This is a genomic window from Deinococcus aerolatus (assembly GCF_014647055.1).
Classification (GTDB): domain Bacteria; phylum Deinococcota; class Deinococci; order Deinococcales; family Deinococcaceae; genus Deinococcus; species Deinococcus aerolatus.
On record NZ_BMOL01000010.1, the window covers coordinates 112,812 to 131,479 of the forward strand.

Annotated in this window: 13 protein-coding genes and 1 pseudogene; 6 read left to right on the forward strand and 8 right to left on the reverse strand. The window is 69.2% G+C overall.

The window, feature by feature from the left end; genetic code table 11:
* Window positions 1-25: 25 nt before the first annotated feature.
* On the forward strand, window positions 26-2,206 hold the full coding sequence (locus IEY31_RS11660) for an Agd3-related carbohydrate-binding protein (RefSeq protein WP_188972118.1): 2,181 nt from the start codon (window positions 26-28) through the stop codon (window positions 2,204-2,206).
* A 7-nt stretch (window positions 2,207-2,213) separates the two neighbouring features.
* Window positions 2,214-2,951 carry an endo alpha-1,4 polygalactosaminidase gene (locus IEY31_RS11665; protein ID WP_229723532.1) on the forward strand — a complete coding sequence of 246 codons (738 nt, stop codon included), beginning with the start codon at window positions 2,214-2,216 and terminating at the stop codon, window positions 2,949-2,951.
* A gap of 228 nt (window positions 2,952-3,179) precedes the next feature.
* Here the strand turns inward: IEY31_RS11665 and IEY31_RS11670 are convergent, their stop codons facing one another.
* The 3 genes from IEY31_RS11670 to IEY31_RS11680 all read right to left on the reverse strand — a co-directional run bounded on the left by IEY31_RS11670 (window position 3,180) and on the right by IEY31_RS11680 (window position 6,340).
* A complete protein-coding gene (locus IEY31_RS11670) occupies window positions 3,180-4,319 on the reverse strand; it encodes an FtsW/RodA/SpoVE family cell cycle protein (protein ID WP_188972120.1) in 1,140 nt (379 codons plus the stop codon).
* Complete coding sequence (gene murD, locus IEY31_RS11675) at window positions 4,316-5,638, reverse strand: UDP-N-acetylmuramoyl-L-alanine--D-glutamate ligase (protein ID WP_229723533.1); 1,323 nt, start codon at window positions 5,636-5,638, stop codon at window positions 4,316-4,318. The genes IEY31_RS11670 and murD overlap by 4 nt, the downstream gene beginning before the upstream one ends.
* A gap of 264 nt (window positions 5,639-5,902) precedes the next feature.
* A complete protein-coding gene (locus IEY31_RS11680; protein ID WP_188972125.1) occupies window positions 5,903-6,340 on the reverse strand; it encodes a M67 family metallopeptidase in 438 nt (145 codons plus the stop codon).
* Between the two features lie 179 nt (window positions 6,341-6,519).
* Here IEY31_RS11680 and IEY31_RS11685 point away from each other — a divergent pair, with 179 nt between their 5' ends.
* Window positions 6,520-9,768 carry an FtsK/SpoIIIE family DNA translocase gene (locus tag IEY31_RS11685; protein WP_188972127.1) on the forward strand — a complete coding sequence of 1,083 codons (3,249 nt, stop codon included), beginning with the start codon at window positions 6,520-6,522 and terminating at the stop codon, window positions 9,766-9,768.
* Between the two features lie 207 nt (window positions 9,769-9,975).
* Window positions 9,976-11,889 (forward strand): fasciclin domain-containing protein, encoded by a 1,914-nt coding sequence (locus tag IEY31_RS11690; RefSeq protein WP_188972129.1) that lies wholly within the window; start codon window positions 9,976-9,978, stop codon window positions 11,887-11,889.
* A 41-nt stretch (window positions 11,890-11,930) separates the two neighbouring features.
* Here IEY31_RS11690 and IEY31_RS11695 read toward each other — a convergent pair whose 3' ends face one another.
* The 3 genes and pseudogenes from IEY31_RS11695 to IEY31_RS11705 all read right to left on the reverse strand — a co-directional run.
* Window positions 11,931-12,770, reverse strand: coding sequence for a metallophosphoesterase family protein (locus IEY31_RS11695; RefSeq protein ID WP_188972131.1), 840 nt, complete (start codon window positions 12,768-12,770; stop codon window positions 11,931-11,933).
* A 68-nt stretch (window positions 12,771-12,838) separates the two neighbouring features.
* Complete coding sequence (locus tag IEY31_RS11700) at window positions 12,839-13,063, reverse strand: hypothetical protein (protein WP_188972133.1); 225 nt, start codon at window positions 13,061-13,063, stop codon at window positions 12,839-12,841.
* Window positions 13,060-13,290: pseudogene (locus IEY31_RS11705) on the reverse strand (class I SAM-dependent methyltransferase); the annotation flags it as partial. The gene IEY31_RS11700 and the pseudogene IEY31_RS11705, both read right to left, overlap by 4 nt.
* Window positions 13,291-13,449: 159 nt before the next feature.
* Here IEY31_RS11705 and trmFO point away from each other — a divergent pair.
* On the forward strand, window positions 13,450-14,862 hold the full coding sequence (gene trmFO / locus IEY31_RS11710) for a methylenetetrahydrofolate--tRNA-(uracil(54)-C(5))-methyltransferase (FADH(2)-oxidizing) TrmFO (RefSeq protein WP_188972226.1): 1,413 nt from the start codon (window positions 13,450-13,452) through the stop codon (window positions 14,860-14,862).
* A gap of 21 nt (window positions 14,863-14,883) precedes the next feature.
* Here the strand turns inward: trmFO and udk are convergent, their stop codons facing one another.
* Both udk and IEY31_RS11720 read right to left on the reverse strand, forming a co-directional pair.
* Window positions 14,884-15,498, reverse strand: coding sequence for a uridine kinase (gene udk, locus IEY31_RS11715; protein WP_188972135.1), 615 nt, complete (start codon window positions 15,496-15,498; stop codon window positions 14,884-14,886).
* Window positions 15,499-15,571: 73 nt separating this feature from the next.
* Window positions 15,572-16,603, reverse strand: a complete 1,032-nt coding sequence (locus IEY31_RS11720) for a Glu/Leu/Phe/Val dehydrogenase family protein (protein ID WP_188972137.1) — start codon at window positions 16,601-16,603, stop codon at window positions 15,572-15,574.
* Between the two features lie 368 nt (window positions 16,604-16,971).
* On the opposite strand from IEY31_RS11720, the gene IEY31_RS11725 reads away from it, so the two are divergent.
* Complete coding sequence (locus IEY31_RS11725) at window positions 16,972-18,552, forward strand: E3 binding domain-containing protein (RefSeq protein WP_188972139.1); 1,581 nt, start codon at window positions 16,972-16,974, stop codon at window positions 18,550-18,552.
* Window positions 18,553-18,668 lie beyond the last annotated feature (116 nt).

Here is an 18,668-nt window from a genome sequence, read left to right on the forward strand (position 1 = left end):
CAGTAGCTCACACACAAGGAGCCCCATGAACAAACGACTTCTGCTGTCTGCCCTGACCCTGTCCCTGCTGCTCGCTGCCTGCGGCGGCTCACCTTCGCCCAGCACCGGCGCCAACAACGCCCTGACCATTCCGGCCGAGGCCGAGGCCCAGCCGGACACGGTTGAGCCCGAGTACGAGAACGTGCGCACCGTGTCGGGGCACGTACACGCGGTGGATCCCGCGCCCGTGATGACCAACCTGCCCAGGGACGCCCGGCTTGGCCCCGCCACGGTGCCACAGGGACAGCGGCTGACGGCCCAGACGTTGCCGGCCAATGCCCAGACCGACAGGGTGGAGCTGAAGGTTCTGGTGCTGAGCAGCGGCAAAGGTGACTACGGCATCGACAGTGCCCGCTCGATGCTGCAGCGCAGCGGCGTGCCCTACGACGTGCTGGACGCCAGTCAGCAGCCGCTGGACCTGGCCCGGCTGATTAACGCGGACGGCAGCGGAAAGTACCAGGGCGTGATCCTGACCAGCAACGCCCTGGTGGCCGAGACCAGCCCCGGCGTGTATACCAGTGCCCTGGACAGCGACGAGTGGGCCACCCTGTTTCAGTACGAGGCGGCCTACGGGGTGCGGCAGCTGGCGCTGTACGGCTACCCTGGCGTCGTGCCGGAGGATTACGGCCTGCGGGCCGTGGCGGGCGCGGAGACCTCGACGACCTTCATGGCGCCCAACCCTGCGGGGCTTGGGGTGTTCAGGGACCTCAAGGCCACGGCAAAACTGCCCGTGAAATACGCCTTCTCCTACCCTTCTTCAGTGGTTGAAGGTGTTCCTGGCGTGATGAGCACCACACCGCTGCTGACAGACCCGCAGGGCCGCGTGCTGGCCGCCACCAGCACCGCCGCCGACGGGCGTGAGCGGCTGCTGGTCACCACGGCCCAGAACCCGGCCCTGGTGCACACCGAACTGATGGGGTACGGGCTGGTGCAGTGGCTGACCAGAGGGATTCACCTGGGCGAGCACCGCCGGTTCCTGCAGGTGGACATCGACGACTACTTCCTGGCCGGCGACCGCCTGAACGCCGCCAGCGGGCAGCTGTACACGAAACCTTTCCGCCTGAGCGCCGCCGACATGGTCTCGGTGTTTTACCAGCAGGTCAAGCTCCGCGATACCTTCAAGGAGGCCGGCGGCTTCAGGTACTCGATGGTGTTCAACGGCGGCGGCGCAAACACGGCGGCCCCCGCGTCCTGCCTGCTGTTCCTGCCCAGCAAGGACCAGCTGACCAGCATGTCCAAGTGCCTGAAAGATCAGTTCGACTGGGTCAACCACACCAAAGACCATCTGCGCATGGACGTGATGGACCTGAAGACGGCCAGTGACCAGATCGCCACCAACTTTACCCTGGGCACCAAACTGGGCCTGCCCGTCAACAGCAGAAGTCTGGTCACCGGCGAGCACAGCGGGCTGGGCAACATGGACCCCACCGACGACGGCACCTATAACGACTCCGACGTGAACCTGCCCAAGCAGGATCTGGGGCTGGGGCGCAGCAACCCCAACATGCTGCTGGCCGCCGGCAGCGCCGGGGTGCGTTACCTGGCGTCCGATCACAGCGTGGCCAGCCAGTGGGACGCCTCATGCTCCACCTGCGGGGTGCCGCACCCCATGGACAGCAGCCTGTTCCTGGTGCCGCGTTGGCCGATCAACGTGCACTACCACGTCACCAACCCGGACGAGGTCTTGAAGTCCTACAACAGCATCTATGCCCCCGGCGGCACCCGGCCGTACTGGGATCACGCGCTGAACTACACCGAGTTCCTGGACAAGGAAAGCGATCTGGCCCTGACGCACATGCTGGGCGGCGGCGCGTTCCCCCACTACCTGCACCAGACCAACCTGAACCAGTACCGGCTGGGCAAGAGCGTGGCCAGCGACTGGGTGGAGGCGGCACTCAGGAAGTACAGCAGCTACAGCACCCTGCCGCTCAACACCTACAACTGGGACCAGCTGGGCGACTACATGAAGAGCCGCACCCTGGAGGAGAAGGCCAAGGCGGCTGGCACACTGGGGGCCGTGTGGGACCGCAAGACCGGCGTGGTGTCCATCAGGGGTGCGGGACCCGTCACGCTGACCGGCGCGAACTCCGGTACCCTCTACGGCGGGACCCGCATCCTGAGCAGCACGGTCAACGGCACCACCACGCTGCCCGTCAGTCCCAGGTAACTTTCACTTGCTCACGGCCACCCCCGCCCTGTCGCCCCACCTGCCCCTGAGCGTGTATTACGGCCCACCCAGCCCGCAGGTGCTGGGGACGCTCGCCCGCTTCCGCACCGCCGTCGTGCAGACGACCCTGTACGCACCTGCGGAACTGGCGACCCTGCGGGCGGGCGGCACACGGGTGCTGGGCTACCTGAGCGTCGGAGAGGACCATCCCACGGGCGACTACCTGTGCACGCCCGGCTGCGCCGTCTACCACCGGGCGGTCAATCCCCAGTGGGGCAGCGTGGCCGTGGACGCGGCCCATCCCGCGTGGCGGGCAGAGCTGCTGGGCCGTGCCCGGCGGGAACTTCAGCACGCCGACGGCCTGCTGCTCGACACCCTGGACAGCGCCGCACCGGCGGCGACGCTGGCGCTGGTTCGGGCGCTGCGAGAGGCGCATCCCGGCGTGACCCTGCTGGCCAACCGGGGCTTCGGGTTGCTGCCGGACCTCGCGCCGCTGGTGCATGGCGTGCTGTTCGAGGGCTTCAGCACCACCCACAGCCCGGGGTATACCAGACTGGACGGGCAGGGCCTGGCATACACCGCCTTCTGGCTGCAAAAGCTGCGGGATCTGGGCCTGAACGTCTGTGCCCTGGACTACGCCGATACCCCGGCGCTGGCCCAGGCCGCCCGCGAGCGGGCCAACCTCTTCAGCGTGCAGACCTTTGTGACCGACCGCGCCCTGTCGTGGCCCGGGGGCTTCCGGTGATGCGTTCCCGGAGGCCCGTGGGCCATTGCCCCAGCGGCGGTTAGAAGCGCCGGGACAGGGCGTATTGCAGGCGGGGCAGCGGAATGCATTCCGCTGCCCCGCTGCCCGTGGCTATATTCAGCGCTGTCTCTGGAAGTGCCGGTCTGATTGAAGCCCCGGAGACAGCGTTCGGCGGCTCGCCGGGTGCGGGGTTTAGCCCCGGGCCGTATCCTCCCGCCGCCGCCCAGTTCAATCGGCGCTCAGGCCTGTGCCCTCCGGTACGTTGGTCCTGGATTCGGTGGGCTCAAGCTCCGTCTCGGGCAGGTTGCGCTTGACCTCGCGCAGGGCGGAATGGATGATGCCCAGCGCCACGCTCATGGTCAGCATGCTGGAAAAGCCGAAACTGACCAGCGGCAGCGGCACCCCCGTGACCGGAAAGAAGCCGGCGGCAACCGCCAGATTCACGAAAGCCTGACCCACGATCATGAACATAGAACCGGTGGCCAGAATGCTGGCCCCGTGGATCTCGGCGGTCATGGGCCGGATGCGCGCGGCCAGCTGCGAGGTCTGCAGCGCCACCGAAACGATCAGCCAGTAGCAGAACAGCAGCGTGACCACGCCCAGCAGCCCGGTGGTAAAGCCCACCGAGGCCACCACCATGTCGGTGTGGGCGGCAAAATACTCGTAGCGCCGTCCGTCCGGCCCCTGGCCCCACCAGCCGCCCCAGGTCAGGTCGCGGTGCGCGAAACCGATCTGATCCAGCCCCACCGCCCGTTCCTCGTCGCGGGCCTGGTGGCCCTGCCAACGCGCCAGGATGTACGGATGTTTCTCCAGGTACACCGAGAACATCGGCAGCGCCATCAGGCCCAGGGCCAGCAGAAAGCCGGTGATGTTGCTGATGCGGACCCCGGCAGCGTACATCAAGACAATGCCCAGCCCGAACATCAGGACGCTGCTGCCCAGGTCCGGCTCCAGGAAGATCAGCCCGGTGGTGATCACGATCATTCCCGTGGCGCTGACCAGCTTGTTCTGCACGCCCCGGCGCGAGAAGAACGAGGCCAGCATCATGATCAGGCCCAGTTTGGCCAGCTCGGACGGCTGGAAACGGAAGGGGCCGCCGAAATCCAGCCAGCGTTTGGTGGCGCTGCTTTCCTCGGTGCCCACCCCAATGAACAGCACCAGCAGCAGCAGCAGCAGCGTGAAGGCCCAGAATGGCGGCCCCAGCTTCAGGAAGGTCTTGGGCCGCAGCCGGGCCACCAGAAAGGTGATGCCCAGCGCCAGCGCCGTCTTCGAGCCGTGTTCCACGATCAGGTCCGGGCGCGCGGCGGCCACCCCCAGCAGGCCCAGCACCATCAGCAGCATCTGCGCGATGATCAGTGGCAGGCTCACGCGCCCACCTCGGCCCCCGGCAGGGCCAGCGCGGCCCGTCGGAAGCTGTCGCCGCGCTGGGCGTAGTCGCGGAACTGGTCGAAACTGGTGCCGACCGGGGCCAGCAGCACGGTGCCCTCGCCGCCCAGCGCGTCGAGTCCCGCCTGCGCCGCAGCCTGCATGGTGCCGTCGCCGTCCGTGCCCGACACAGTCACGTAGGGCAGGCCCAGCCCGCGCGCCAGCCGCTCGCCGTCCTCACCAAAGGCCACCACCGTCTTGACCCGGCCCTGCGCGGCCGCCCGCAGCGGGCCGAGGTCCGCGCCCTTGTCGCGCCCGCCCACCAGCCACGCGATGGGCGGCGCGGCGCGTTCTAGCGCGGCCTGCACCGCCAGGGTGCGGGTGGCGATGCTGTCGTCGATAAAACGCACCCCGCCTACCCGCGCCACTGTCTCGAAGCGGCCCCGCTGCGGCCGGGCGGCGCGCAGAGCGGCGGCCAGCACGGCCACCGGCGCCGGGCGGCCCAGGCGAAGCAGCATTGCCTCGGCCGCCAGCAGCGCGGCGGCAGCGTTGGCCGGGTGGATGGATTCGGGCAGCTCCGACGCGGGCAGAACCTCCTCGCCGCTGCCCAGCACCAGCCGCGACGGTGAGAAGGTGCGCACCCCGGCCCGCGTGCGAACCTCCAGCCCTTCAGGAATGACCAGCATGTCCCCCGCCTGCTGCCCCGCCGTGATGTTCAGCTTGGCGGCGTGGTAGGCGGCCTCCGTGCCGTGGCGGTCCAGGTGGTCGACGCCCAGATTGGTGATCACGGCCACCGGCAGGCGCAGGCCCGGCACGCGCTCCAGCTGAAAGCTCGACAGTTCGGCCACCGCCACCTCTGCCGCGTCCACCACGTCCAGCAGCGGCGGATCGATATTGCCGCCCTCGCGCGCGTTCACCCCGCAGGCGCGCAGCAGCGAGGCGATCAGGACCGTGGTGCCGCCCTTGCCCGCCGTGCCGGTCACGCCCACGATGGGCAGCGCGGGGCGCAGGCGGGCGGCCAGCGCCACCTCGCCGAGGATCTCTGCGCCGCGCCCGCGCAGGCCCTCCAGGTCCGGGTGATCGATGGGCACTCCCGGCGCGGCCACGACGGTCTGGTATTCGTCGCCCACCTCGCCGCGCTCAAAATGCAGGCGGTTCATCAGCGCGAGGTCCTCCGCCGAGGGCCGGGCGTCATGCCACTCTGCTGGCCTGCCCTCGGCAGCCAGAAACCGCGCCACCCCGCGCCCGCTGCGCCCCAGACCGTAGATCAGGAGGCGCCCACCTCCCACCCTTGCGTCCCGCACGCCCTGTTCCCCAGTCACGCCCACAACATAGGCGAAAAACATGGACAGAACCCGAAGGTCCGGGGGCGCGGGGGCTATGTCTGGGGTTCCAAGTCTGAGCGCGCCCGCCTGACCCACGGCCATCACCCCGGCAATGACCCGAACTCACTCCAAGTGGCGAGCATGGAACCGTGTCGCTCTGACCCGAACCAATGGCCCACAATATGCCCTTTTCTCCTGATGGGCTCTGGCTCTGAGGTCCTGTCCGCGCCGCAGGCTTTTCCTGCCGTGGCGTCCGGGCCGTCACCCGGATTCCCCCGTCTGGCCTTCCACCGTCACCCGCACCGCCGTGCCCTGCGGCAGCCGGTAGGCCCGCAGCACGCGGCTTTCCAGGTCCGCGATCACGTAGGGCACCGGGTAGGCGGCCAGCCGCAGATCGGTGCGGCTGGGCTGCGCCGGGCCGTATGGATGGCTGTGGTACAGCGCCACCAGCGCCAGTCCGGCCCCGCGCATGGCCTTGAGCGCCCGCAGCAGATGCACCGGGTCCGCCAGATACTCACGCTCGGGAATGGGGGAGATGTTGGGCAGCGGGTACAGCGCCTCGGCGCGGGCCACCGGACTGCCCGGGTTCTCGGCGGTCAGGCCGGTGCCGCCCAGCGCGCCCACGCACTCGCGCGGGAAGTCACGGGCGGCGTGCGCCCACAGCGCGTCGACTAGGACAGCCGGCAGGATCAGCGACACCCCCGCATTATGGGCAGCCGCTCAGGTGCTGTGGGCCGAGGCGGCGGGTGACGCGCCTGCGGGACCGCATGGGGGGACGGGGGAGAGGAGGGGCCAGGGCCGCCCTTTTGCGCCCAAACGCCGTACTGGACGCCTCAATTCCCGGATGGCCCGGCGCGCTTTGCGTTACACTGCCGCATATGTCCAAGGCCCGTGCCAAAAGTTCTCCCCCGGTCAGCCGCTTCGACGGCGAGGCGCTGGGCCTGGTGCTGTTTGCGGTGGGCATCTTTCTGGCCGTGACGCTGCTGTTGCCCGCCGAGACCGGGGCGGCCACGCCCGGCACCGGTGGCGCGGCCGGCTTCATGGGCGGGGCGCGCACGCTGCTGCTGGACTGGCTGGGCTGGGGCGCGTACCTGCTGCCGATCATTCCCGTGGCCTACGGCACGCTGGTGTTTCTGGGCCGCGACCTGCGCAACCTCACCCGCCGGGTGCTGGGGGCCGCCGTGGTGGTGGCCTCGCTGCTGGCGCTGCACGAGGTCTTTCAGCCGGGGGCGGCGGGCCAGGGCGCCGGGGCAGTGATGGGGCCGCTGACCAGCACGCTCAGCTACGCGGCGGTCCTGCTGCCGCTGGTCACGCTGACGCTGGGCCTGGAACTGATGCTGCGGCTGACCCCGCTGAGCATGCTCAAGGCCATCTTCCGGCAGCTCAGCGTGTGGCTGGGCGGCGCGTCGGCCGGGGTGCAGGGGGCCATCGAGGCCCGCCAGGACGGTATCGAGTCGGCCCGTGCCCGCGGCGGCGTCCGCGCCGGCCTGATGGCGCACGCCCGCGAACTCGACACCCTGCGCCGCCTGTACCCCGATGCCGGTGAAATCAGGACCCAGCAGGCCGAACTCAAGGTCGCCCAGCGCGAGGTGCGCGGCCACGACGAGGCGGGTCTCAAGGGTCTGGAGCGGGACCTGAAGCACTGGCAGGAGAGTGTGCGCCTGTTCGTCGGCAACGCCGCCCGCGACCTGCGCGAACTGGTGGCTCGGGAGGCCCCCGACGCTGGGGCAGACGCCGAGGCCCGCGCCGCCGAGATCCGCCTGGGCCGCCACGAGCTGAGCGTGGCGCTGCCCAGCACCCAGGCGTGCGACGCGCTGGAACGTCTGCGCCGGGGCATGGTTGCCGAGATCCAGCGCCTGTCCGGGCGGGCAGGCCGACTGGAGCGCGAACGCGTGGCTGCCGAGAAGGCGCTGGCCAAGGCCGACAGCGCCGCGCTGGCCCGCGAGTGGCCGGCGCACCGCGAACGGCAGGTGGCGTGGCAGGAGGTCAGCCGCGACTTCACCGCGTGGCGGGCGCGGGCCGACGTGTACCCCGGCTGGCCCGATCTGGTGGCCGCCTTTGACCGCGCCCCCACCGAGGTGGCGGGTGAGCTGGCCGCGGCGCTGGCCGACGACACCGACGGCACCCTGCGCGAGCAGGACCGCTGGCGGACGCGCCTCACGCAGGCCCAGGAGGAAGCCCTGCGCCGCGCCGAGGCCATCACCGGAGCGGCCACCCAGGAGCCTGCTGTTCCCGCCGCTCTGCCCACCCTGGACTTCGACTTCGCGAGCGACGGCTTCGCCGCCGAGGAGTTCTCCGGGGAGGAGCCTGTCCCCGGCAGTGCTCCAGGCGGTCCTATCCCGGCCACGTATCGCACCACCACCATCACGGCCACAGCTGACCCGGCCACCTGGGGAGCGCCGCCCACAGCCGCCATGCATCCCTCCTCCACCGCGGGAACAACAGAGATGGGCGGCGTTGATCCCTTCTCCGGCTGGGATGACGATGACCTGCCGTTCGGGCCTGCGTCCACCCCTACCGGCCGTTCGCTGGACGCGGTGCCTGCCCGCAAGGCCGAGCCGATGCTGGGCGGCGGCGGCGTGCGTGCAGGTGCCCCGGTGCCCGCCACGCCCCCGTGGGAGAACGGGGGCGCCGGAGCGTCCAGGGCCGAGAAGCGGCCCACCAATCCTGTCGGCGCCATTGCGCTGGCCCTGCCCGACGACCGCCTGCTCGACCCCATTCCGGCGGCGGCGCACAACACGGCGGCACTGGAGGTCTCGGCGCGGCAGCGGGCCGGGCTGATTGACGAGACGCTGCGACATTTCGGCCTTCAGGCAAAGGTGGTGGACTACGCGCGCGGTCCCACCGTCACCCGCTACGAGATCGAGCCCGCGCCCGGCGAGAAGATCAGCCGGATTGCCAGCCTGTCCAACGATCTGGCCCGCGCCCTGGCGGTGGGCGGCGTGCGTGTGGAGGCCCCGGTCCCCGGCAAGAGCGTGATCGGCCTGGAAGTGCCCAACGCCGAGCGCGAGCCCGTGACCTTTCATCAGGCCGCCGCCGCCCCCGGCTTCCGCCACACCCGGGCCAAGCTGCCGGTGATTCTGGGCAAGAGCATCGACGGCGAGCTGGTGGTGGGCGACCTCGCCAAGATGCCGCACCTGCTGGTGGCGGGCAGCACCGGCTCGGGCAAGTCGGTGTGCGTCAACACGCTGATCACCTCGTTGCTGTTCAAGTACCTGCCCGGTGAACTGCGCTTTTTGATGATCGATCCCAAGATGGTGGAGCTCACGCCCTACGACGGCATTCCGCATCTGGTCCGCAGCGTGGTGACCAACCCGGTGGACGCGGCGGGCGTGCTGCTGGGCGCGGTGGCCCACATGGAGAGGCGCTACAAGATGATGAGCGCGGTGGGCGCCAAGAATCTGGAGCAGTACAACGCCAAGATGCGCCAGACCGGCGAGACCGAACTGCCGCATCTGGTGATCATCATCGACGAGCTCGCGGACCTGATGATCACCAGCCCCAAGGAGGTGGAGTCGGCCATTATGCGGCTGGCGCAGATGGCCCGCGCCACCGGCATGCATCTGATTCTGGCCACCCAGCGCCCCAGCGTGGATATCCTGACCAGCCTGATCAAGGTCAACGTGCCGGCGCGCATCGCCTTTGCGGTCAGCAGCAGCCACGACTCACGCACCATTCTGGACAGCATGGGAGCCGAGCGGCTGACCGGCATGGGCGACATGCTGTTCTACCAGCCGGGTCAGGTCAAACCGGTGCGCCTGCAAGGCCCGTACATCAGTGAGGCCGAGTCTGCCCGCATCAGTGACGAGCTGCGCCGCATGGTTTTCGAGGACGACTTCGTGGAAGCCTATGGCGCGGATTTCGAGGGCGAGGTCATGGCCAGCGGGCCGGGTGACCGCAGCGGCATGGATTTCAGCGATCCGCTGCTGCGACAGGCCGCACAGATCTGCATCGAGGAGGGCCAGGGCAGCGTGTCGCGCCTGCAGCGCCGCCTGAGCGTGGGCCACGCCCGCGCCGGCAAACTGATGGACCTGCTGGAGGCCATGGGCATTGTCAGCAAGCACCAGGGCAGCAAGCCCAGGGACGTGCTGGTGGCCGAGGCCGACCTGTCCCAGTACTTCGGCTGATCTGGGGGTAGGGACCCCGCTGGGTCGTAATCCGCAGACACCCGGCGCTGAAATCCCATGAGTATGGCGTGAGAGGACAGTCAATCGGGCTGTCCCTTTCATTTACCTGTTCTGTCTTAATCCCTGCCTAAGTTGCATTTTCATCTGGGGTGGTGAAGATTGGATGCCGGACAAGCAACAACCCTATTTCTGTTCAGAGGTGATTTCATGAAGAAGCAGACCAGTCTCGTTACGCTTGGCTTACTCCTGGCGACCCCCGCCCTCGCTGGCGGCGCCGGTGCGCCTGCCGCCCAGCCCGCCGCCACCTGCATGTCCATCGCGCAGATCGTGAGCAGCGACCCCAACTTCAGCACGCTGGCCACCGCCGTGGAAGCAGCCGGACTGACCGAGACGTTGCAGGGCGGCAGCTACACGGTGTTCGCGCCCACCAACGCTGCGTTCGCCAAGCTGCCCAGCGACACCCTGGCGGCCGTCCTGAACGACGCCGATGCCCTGAAGAACATCCTGCTGTACCACGTTGTTCCTGGCAAGGTCACCGCCAAGCAGGTCACCGGCATGACGTCCGGCAAGACCGCCCAGGGTTCCAGCTTCCTGGTCACCGTCAGCGGCGGCAAGGTCATGATTGACAATGCCACCGTGATCAAGGCCGACGTCGTCGCTTGCAACGGCATTGTCCATGTGATCGACACTGTGCTGATGCCCGCCCCCGCCAGCGCGGCCCCCGAGGCCACCGCGCCCGTCGAGGCAGCGCCCGTGGTGGAAGCCGCCCCGGTGGTAGAGGCCCCGGCCACCGCGGCCGCGCCCGCAGCGGAGATGGCCATGGCCGCCCCCGCCGCCACCATCAGCAGCATTCCGGCCCTTCCGCTGAGTGGCGCCACCATGACCACCGAAACGGCGGCGACGACCGACGTCACCACCACGACGGACACCACCACAACAACGGATACCACCACGACCACGACGGACACGACCACAACGGACACGACCACGGTGACCACCGACACCGCCACCACGGACGCGACCACCGAAGTCGAGATGAGCACCAACTCGCTGTACGACGTCATCGTGGCAGATGACCAGTTCAGTACCCTGCGGTCCCTCCTCAGTGACGCCGGCCTGACCGATATCCTGATGGACAACGAGTACACCATCTTCGCGCCCACCAACGAGGCCTTTGCGGCGGTTGACGCCGATACGCTGGCCCTGATCGCCAGCAACCCCGACACCCTGCAGCAGGTGCTGCTGTACCACATCGTGACCGGCAAGCTCACGGGCGAGCAGCTGTCTCAAAATGCCCAGCTGCGCAGCCTGGAAGGCAGCAGCATTAACCTGAAGCTGGAAGGCGGCACGCAGATGGTCGGCCCTGAAGGCAAGGTCACCACCACCGTCGACAGCGCCGACAACGGCGTCATCTATGTGATCGACAAGGTGATGCTGCCCCCCACCCTGAAGCTGCCCGCGCCCCCCACTCCGGCGCCGCCTCCTGCCGCGACCACCAGCACCGCTGCGCCCGCGCCCGCGCCGGCCCCCGCCGCGACGCCTGCACCCGCGCCTGCACCTACTCCAGCGCCTGCACCTGCACCTACCCCCGCGCCCGCCGCCCCTGTGACGACGGCGCCTGCCACCACCGCTCCTGTGGCCGTGGCCGTAGCCGCCCCTGTCTCTCCTACCCCGGCGGCCGCCACCGGCGCCATGACCCTGCAGCAGCGTCTGGAAGCCGAGCCCCAGTTCAGCACCCTGCTGAGCCTGCTCCAGACCGCCGAACTGACCACCCCCCTGATGGCCACCGACGTGACCATCTTCGCCCCCACCAACGACGCCTTCGCCAAGGTGCCCAAGGCCACCCTGGACCGTCTGCTGGCCGACAAGGCACTGCTCAAGCAGGTGCTGAGCTTCCACGTTGTCTCTGGCCGTGTAACCGAGGCTGACCTGAACGGTGCGCAGCTGCGCAGCCTGGAAAGCAGCAGCCTGGACCTGAAGAGGGAAGCGGGCGTGCTGCGGATCGGTGTGGCCACCAACGGCGTCCTCACCGGCGCAACCGTGAACGTTACCCCGATCATCGTGGGCAACAGCGCCATCTACCCCATCGACAGCGTGCTGATTCCCCCCACCTTCAAGTAAAGCCTGATCTGGCCCGCCCGCCCCTCAGGGGGCGGGTTTTTTCATGTCCGGCAGGCAGACAGGTGGCGGTCCAGAAAGGTGGCCCAGGTGCGGGCGTCACGGGGCACAGCCCGGTCTTCAGTCCACTGCCAGTACGGCGTGTACAGGCTGCGTGAGGTGAGGATCTCCTCCCTGAAGATCTGTGCGCTCAGGCCAGTGTCCAGCAGCCCGCTGCTGCCGAAGCGGGCCAGCACGCCCGCGCGGTCGTACGGTACGGCCCGGAATTCCGCCTTCCAGCCTGTGGGCTCGGCAGTCAGCAGCAGGTACTGGGCGCGCGGGTCACCATTGGCGGGGGCACCCACCGCCCCGGTGTTCAGCACCAGCACACCGCCCACCTGCGCCTGGGCCGGGCGGTGGATGTGCGACCCGATCAGCACGCCGTGCCCGGCACTCAATTCCTTCACGCGCTCCGGCCGTGTCCTCTCGCTGAGGCCCTCGCGGTAATGCAGCGGCGAGCCGTGGGCGATCAACACAGGCGGCAGCCCCACCGCATGCAGCGTGTGGGTCATGGGCCAGTCGGCAGGCGTGTGCAGCAGTCCGGCGCGGTCCAGTTGCGTGGCGTTCCAGTCGGTGGCCCCCCAGAAAGGATCGCCGAACCAATCGGCAGGCAGATCGGTGCTGCGGGCATCCCACAGCCGCAGCAGATCGTCGTGGTTGCCCAGCGTGAAGCTCACGTCGCTGCGGGCCAGCAGCGTTTCCAGCGCCGCCACCGAATCCGGTCCCCGGTTGACCACGTCGCCGTTGACCACGATCTGCTCGGCACCCTGGGCCTGCGCGTCGGCCAGCACGGCCCGCAGGGCGTCCAGGTTACCGTGTATGTCCGCGATGATTGCCAGGCGCATCTGCCGTGGATTCTAGCCAGCGCAGAAGGGGTGGATTGCGGCCCTGACCCCTGGGCTGCTGTTGCCGCTCACGCCCGGGTCACGAACACCATCACGTGGCTGGCCAAGGTGATGGTGTGCCGCTGCCAGTCGCCGCCTCCCTGCTCAAGGGTGAATCCGGCCCTCTCCAGAGTTCTGGTGATCTCCTGCCGGCTGTGGAAGCGCAGTTCACTCTCGACGGTCACGTCGTCGCCGGTGTCCAGGAATACGTTGTGGGCCACCAACCGCACCCGGTCCGGCTGCACCCCGGTCACGTCAACCCAGGCCCAGGCGTGTCCAGTGCCCCCGAAGCTCCCTCCACCCAGCGCACCCGCTCTGCTCCCGGTTGCTGCCGGGCATAGGCCAGCGTGGCGGGCGCGGGGTCCACGCCCGTCAGCTGACGCCCCGGCGTTGCTGCCACCCGGCGAGTCAGGACACCCGTGCCGCAGTCCACATCGAGGATGGTGCTGGCGTTCAACTCAGCGGCCAGCCCAGATAAAAGTCGCTGTCCTCCCGGTTGTTATCGCCGTCGTACAGCGCACCAGGCGTGGGTCGACGTAGTGCTGATCAAGGTTCATGCGGCCAATGTATCTGGCAGGCGGGGTGGCCTCCCTGCGTCACCCTTTCAGCCCGCACCCTCCCCTAGACTGCCCGCATGACCATGTCCACCTCTCCTTCCATTACCGTGATCGGCGCGGGCCTCGCCGGTTCCGAGGCCGCGCTGGCCGCCGCCAGCCAGGGCGTGCGCGTGCGGCTGCACGAGATGCGGCCCGTGAAAATGACCCCCGCGCACCGTTCCGGCGGTTTTGCCGAACTGGTGTGCAGCAACTCGCTGGGCGGCGAGGGCGAGCGCCAGAGCAAGGGGCTGTTGCAGGCCGAACTGCGCAGTGTGGGCGGCGGCATCGTCACGGCGGCCGATGTCTCCAGGCTGCCCGCTGGAAATGCCCTGGCCGTCGAGCGCGACGAATTCAGCGCGCGGGTCACCAGGGCCGTGCGCGAACACCCGCTGATCGAGGTGATTGAGGGCGAGGTGGAGGCCGTGCCGGAAGGCATCGCCGTGATCGCCTCCGGCCCGCTGACCAGCGACGCGCTGGCCGCCGACGTGGCGCGGTTGACCGGCAGCGAACGTCTGAGCTTCTACGACGCCGCCGCGCCTGTCATCGACTTTGCCAGCATCGACATGGACGTGTGCTGGCGGGCCGGGCGCTATGACCAGAGCGCCGACTACATCAACTGCCCCTTTACCAAAGACGAGTATCTGGCCTTCTTCGGTGCGCTGGAACAGGCCCGCAGCCACACCCCGCACGACTGGGAGAAGCTGGAATTCTTCGAGGGCTGCATGCCTATCGAGGAGATTGCCCGCCGGGGGGTGGACACCCCGCGCTTCGGCCCCATGTCGCCCAAGGGCCTGGACGATCCGCGCACCGGGCGCTGGCCCTACGCCGTGGCGCAGCTGCGCCAGGAGGACCGCGAGGGCCGCCTGTGGTCCCTGGTGGGCTTTCAGACCGGCCTGAAGTGGGGTGACCAGAAGGCGGTGGTGCAGCTGATCCCTGGCCTGCACGACGCCGAGATCGTCCGCTACGGCGTGATGCACCGCAACACCTACCTGAATGCGCCGCAGGTGCTGGACTCCACCCTGCAACTGCGCGCCGATCCGCAGAAGCTGGTGGCGGGCGTGCTGGCCGGAACAGAGGGCTATCTGGAAAGTGCCGCGACGGGCTGGCTGGCCGGAACAAACGCGGCGCGGCTGGCGCGTGGTCTGGAGCCGCTCACGCCGCCTGCCGAATCCATGCTGGGCGGGCTGGTGCGTTACCTCGCCAGCGCCAACCCCAAGAACTTCCAGCCCATGAACGTCAACTGGGCGCTGGTTCCCGAGCTGCCCGCGCCCCAGCCGGGGCCGAACGGCAAGGTCCGCAAGCTGGGCAAGCAGGAGAAGCGCCCGATCCTGTTCCGGCGTGGCCTGAACGCCTTCATGGCCTGGGCCGGGGAGGACGCAGGCTTACAGGTCACCCCGCCGCCCGTGCCCCATCAGGAAGAAAGCGTGGAGGCGCAGGCCCAGCCCGTCTTGCGCTAGAAGACCGGCCTCCCCGCGCTGTCAGATCGTCGTGCGAATCCTTGCGGCCAGCATGTCCAGCGCGGGCTCGTTCATGCCGCCGTGGGGAATGATCACGTCGGCGTACCGCTTGGTGGGTTCCACGAAGCTCAGGTGCATGGGGCGCACGAATTCCAGGTACTGCGAGATCACGCTCTCGGGGGTGCGCCCGCGCTCGCCGGTGTCGCGCAGCAGCCGCCGGATAAAGCGCACGTCGGCGTCGGCGTCCACGAAGACCTTCAGGTGCATGCGCTTGCGCAGTTCATCGTCGTAGAGGGCGAAGAAGCCTTCCAGCACCACCACGCTGCCGGGCAACACGGTGGTGGTGCGCGCCGAGCGGGTGTGCTGCGTGAAATCGTACTCGGGCATGTCGATGGGCACGCCTGCCAGCAGCGCGTCCAGATGCGCGCGCAGCAGCTCCCAGTCGAAGGCCGCCGGGTGATCGTAATTGGTCTTGAGCCGCGTCTCGAAGGGAATCTCGTCCTGGCTGCGGTAATAGTTGTCCTGCGCCAGTACCGCCACGCCCTGCTCGCCCACCGTTTCCATCACCCGCCGCGTCACGGTGGTCTTGCCACTGCCCGAACCGCCCGCCACGCCAATCACGAAGGGGGAGGTCATGGCGTGCCTCCGGGACGGGACAGGGAGAGAAGATCTGAGAACGACATGGGCCTATCTTCCACCATCGGCCACCTCACGCGCGGCCCAGGCTGCCGATCAGCTCGATGCGCCGCTCGGCCATGCGGCGCGCCACCACGTTGGGGGGCTTGCTGTACTGCTCGGCCACGTGGGTGATGCGGCTGATGGTCTGGTAGACCTGCTCGGCGGCGGCGTTCATGTCGGCCCCGGTGGCGGCGGCGATCAGGCCCGCCGAGTTGATGGCGAAGTCGGGCATGTACACGATGCCGGCCTCCTTGACGGCCTCCTCGCCCCGGCGGGTCAGGGGATGGTGTTCGCCCCCGGCAATCAGGCGGCATTGCAGCCGGGGCACGTCCGTGCTGTGGATGCTGTGGCCGAAGCCGCAGGGCGCGAGAATGTCGCCGGGCACGTCCAGCGCGCTGCCACAGCTCACGACCTCCACGCCGCTCAGCTGATCGGCCAGCGCGTAGGCGCGCTCGGTCCGGTTGTCAGCCACGGTCAATTTGGCGCCCTCGCGGTGCAGGTGGGCGGCCAGTGAGCGGCCCACGGCCCCCACCCCCATGATCACCACCCGCACGCCGCGCATGCTCTCGGCGCCCAGCGCGAAGCGGGCGGCGGCCTTCATACCCCGGTACACGCCGTAGCCGGTGATGGCGCTGGTGTCGGTGTTCATGCCCAGCGTGGCCGGGGTCTCCTGCGCCACAAAGGCGATGTCGGCGGGCGTGACCCCGATGTCCTCGGTCAGCACCGCCCGCGTCGACAGCGGCCGGACCTGCCGCCCCAGCGCCCGGAACAGCGCCTCGCGGGCGTGTGGGTCGTCCACGCCGGCCTCGGGCATCATCAGCACGCAGGCGCCGCCGCCGTAGTTCAGACCGGCCAGCGCCGCCTTCAGGGTCAGGCTCTCGGACAGGGCCAGCGCGCCGCGCACCGCAAGCTCCTCGTCCTGCTCGCGCAGGCGCACGCCTGCGATGGCCGGTCCCAGCACCGTGGAATGCACGGCCAGCGCGGCTTTCAGGCCGCTGGGCGCGTGGTGAAGCAGCGTCAGGCTCTCGTGGCCGCGCGCCTGCATCTCTTCAAGTATCAACATGGCAGCTCCTGTGGCCGGGTCCCGCCTGCCTCACCTTCATGCACGCCTGCGCTGAGGCGTTCGGGGCGGCGGTCGCAGCGACACGGCCCGTAGCCTAGCACCCGTATCCGGGCGCAGTCCGGGCGGCCGGGAGGCTGTGCCATGCCGCCCTGTCTGGAGAGTGGAGAGACCGTGGCACGCGAGGGGGGCCACGTGCAGAACCCCACCCAGCGGGCAGGACTTGAAAGAACGTTGTCAGAGTGGGCGCGGCACTCTGCCACCATGACCTTGCCCGCGTCTGCCTTGCGGTTCCCCCTGGATGGGAACGGGGCAGACGCGCCGCACGGACGCCCATGAGTCTGGAGATGGGCGAGCAAAGGGGGAAAGGAATGGAACAGATTGCTCCGCTCGCCAAGATTCTGGCGGAAGCGAACGGTATTGAGTGGCAGCAGTTGCGGGGGTCCGGCGCGGGCGGCACCATCGTCGAGCAGGACATCCTGAACTACCTGTCACGCATCATGAGCGGCGAGGAAGAGCCGCCGTCCACCCCGGTTGACGAGATGCCCGAGGGCTGGACCGGCGACGAGCAGCTGCCCGCCGGGATGTTCAGCGCAGCTCAGCTCAGCGAGGCCGGGATCGACAGCGACATCGCTGACTTCGTCACGCAGGTCCGCTCGCCGGAGGTGCCCGCCACCCCGGCCGCGCCCAGCCTGAGCCACGACGCCATGGATTTCGAGCTTGACGACGAGATGGATCATCTGGACGCGCCGCTGGCTGCCGAGCCGCAGCCCATCGCCACCAACTGGTCCTTTGCCCCGGCACAGGCCCAGGCCGAACAGCCCCCCTACCAGCCCCCCTACCAGCCCTCCGCCCCGGCCCCCGAACCCGCCTTCCCCAGCCTGAGCGCTCCGGAACCCGTGGCCGCTCCAGAGGTCCATGTTCCGGACGTGCAGGTTCCGGACGTGCACGTGCCTGCCGCCAGCGCCCCTGCAGAGACTGCGGCTGGCGGCCTGAGCGGGCTGCTCTCGCGCCTGTACCGCAAGGACAAGGAGCCCGAGGCCGCGCCCCCCGCCCCGATCCCCGATCTCCAGCCTGCCGCGCCCACCCTGGGCCAGCACGACCTGACCTTTGCCTCCACCCACCAGCCCCCTCAGCCCGACCTCCAACCGGTTGCTGTCAGCGCTCCGGCTGTTGAGCTGGACGCGCCCGCAACGGACGCGCCAGAAATGGACACTCCCGACGTGGCCGCGGCCGAGGTGGACCTTCAGGCTCCAGCCGTCGACGCGCCGGTTATCGAAGCCCCGGCCATTGAGGTCCCGGCCCTCGAAGCGCCCGTGGCCGAACTGCCCGCTTCCGAGCAGGTCTACGCCGCCGAACTGGCCGAGCCGGAACTGCTGGCCCCCGAACCCCAGGCCTCTGAATCCCAGGCCCCCGCACTGGAAGCCCCGGAAGTGAAAGCCGCCGTGGTTCCCGGCTCCGTGGCCGCCAGCCCGGCCATGCCTGCCGCCGCCGTATGGTTCGGCACCTATCTGCGCCGCGACGCCCGGATGGGCGCGGCCCAGGAGCTGTGCGCGCAACTGTCCGAGGCGCTGGACCAGAACGTCTCGCTGGCGTTCCTGGTGGCCCGCGCCGCCCGGCACCACGCCGACGCGCTGGGACTGGACCTGGGCAGCGTGGCCCTGTACGGCGCCGACGGCCAGGATCAGCCCATCACAGGCGCGGCCCTGCGTGAGGCCCTGAAGGCCCCGCACGCCGCCCAGGACAGCGCCCCTGACCTGCTGGTCACCGACGCCGGAGCGCTGGACGTGGATGAGCTGCACTTCCCCCACACCCTGACCCTCAGCGTGGGCCGCGTTCAGGATGGCCGCTCCGCCCTGAGCCTCAACGGTGACGTGGATCCCACCCAGGGCGCACAGTTCCTGGCCCGCGTGGCCGGAGCCCTGGAAAAACCCATCGCCCTGGTGCTGTAAGCCCCCAAGGCACAGGCGTTCGAGGCCCATCCCTGACCGGTGTCGGGGGTGGACCCGTTCTTGTGGTGTCGTTCAGCGCGTCTGACGCGAGAACCGGGTCAGGCTGAGCGGAGCAG

What these genes read in the sequence shown, in the direction of transcription:
- IEY31_RS11660 (WP_188972118.1), top strand. Translation starts at nt 26, where the DNA reads ATGAACAAACGACTTCTGCTGTCTGCCCTGACCCTGTCCCTGCTGCTC.
- IEY31_RS11685 (WP_188972127.1), top strand. Translation starts at nt 6,520, where the DNA reads ATGTCCAAGGCCCGTGCCAAAAGTTCTCCCCCGGTCAGCCGCTTCGAC.
- IEY31_RS11690 (WP_188972129.1), top strand. Translation starts at nt 9,976, where the DNA reads ATGAAGAAGCAGACCAGTCTCGTTACGCTTGGCTTACTCCTGGCGACC.
- IEY31_RS11695 (WP_188972131.1), bottom strand. Translation starts at nt 12,770, where the DNA reads ATGCGCCTGGCAATCATCGCGGACATACACGGTAACCTGGACGCCCTG.
- trmFO (WP_188972226.1), top strand. Translation starts at nt 13,450, where the DNA reads ATGTCCACCTCTCCTTCCATTACCGTGATCGGCGCGGGCCTCGCCGGT.
- udk (WP_188972135.1), bottom strand. Translation starts at nt 15,498, where the DNA reads ATGACCTCCCCCTTCGTGATTGGCGTGGCGGGCGGTTCGGGCAGTGGC.
- IEY31_RS11720 (WP_188972137.1), bottom strand. Translation starts at nt 16,603, where the DNA reads ATGTTGATACTTGAAGAGATGCAGGCGCGCGGCCACGAGAGCCTGACG.
- IEY31_RS11725 (WP_188972139.1), top strand. Translation starts at nt 16,972, where the DNA reads ATGGAACAGATTGCTCCGCTCGCCAAGATTCTGGCGGAAGCGAACGGT.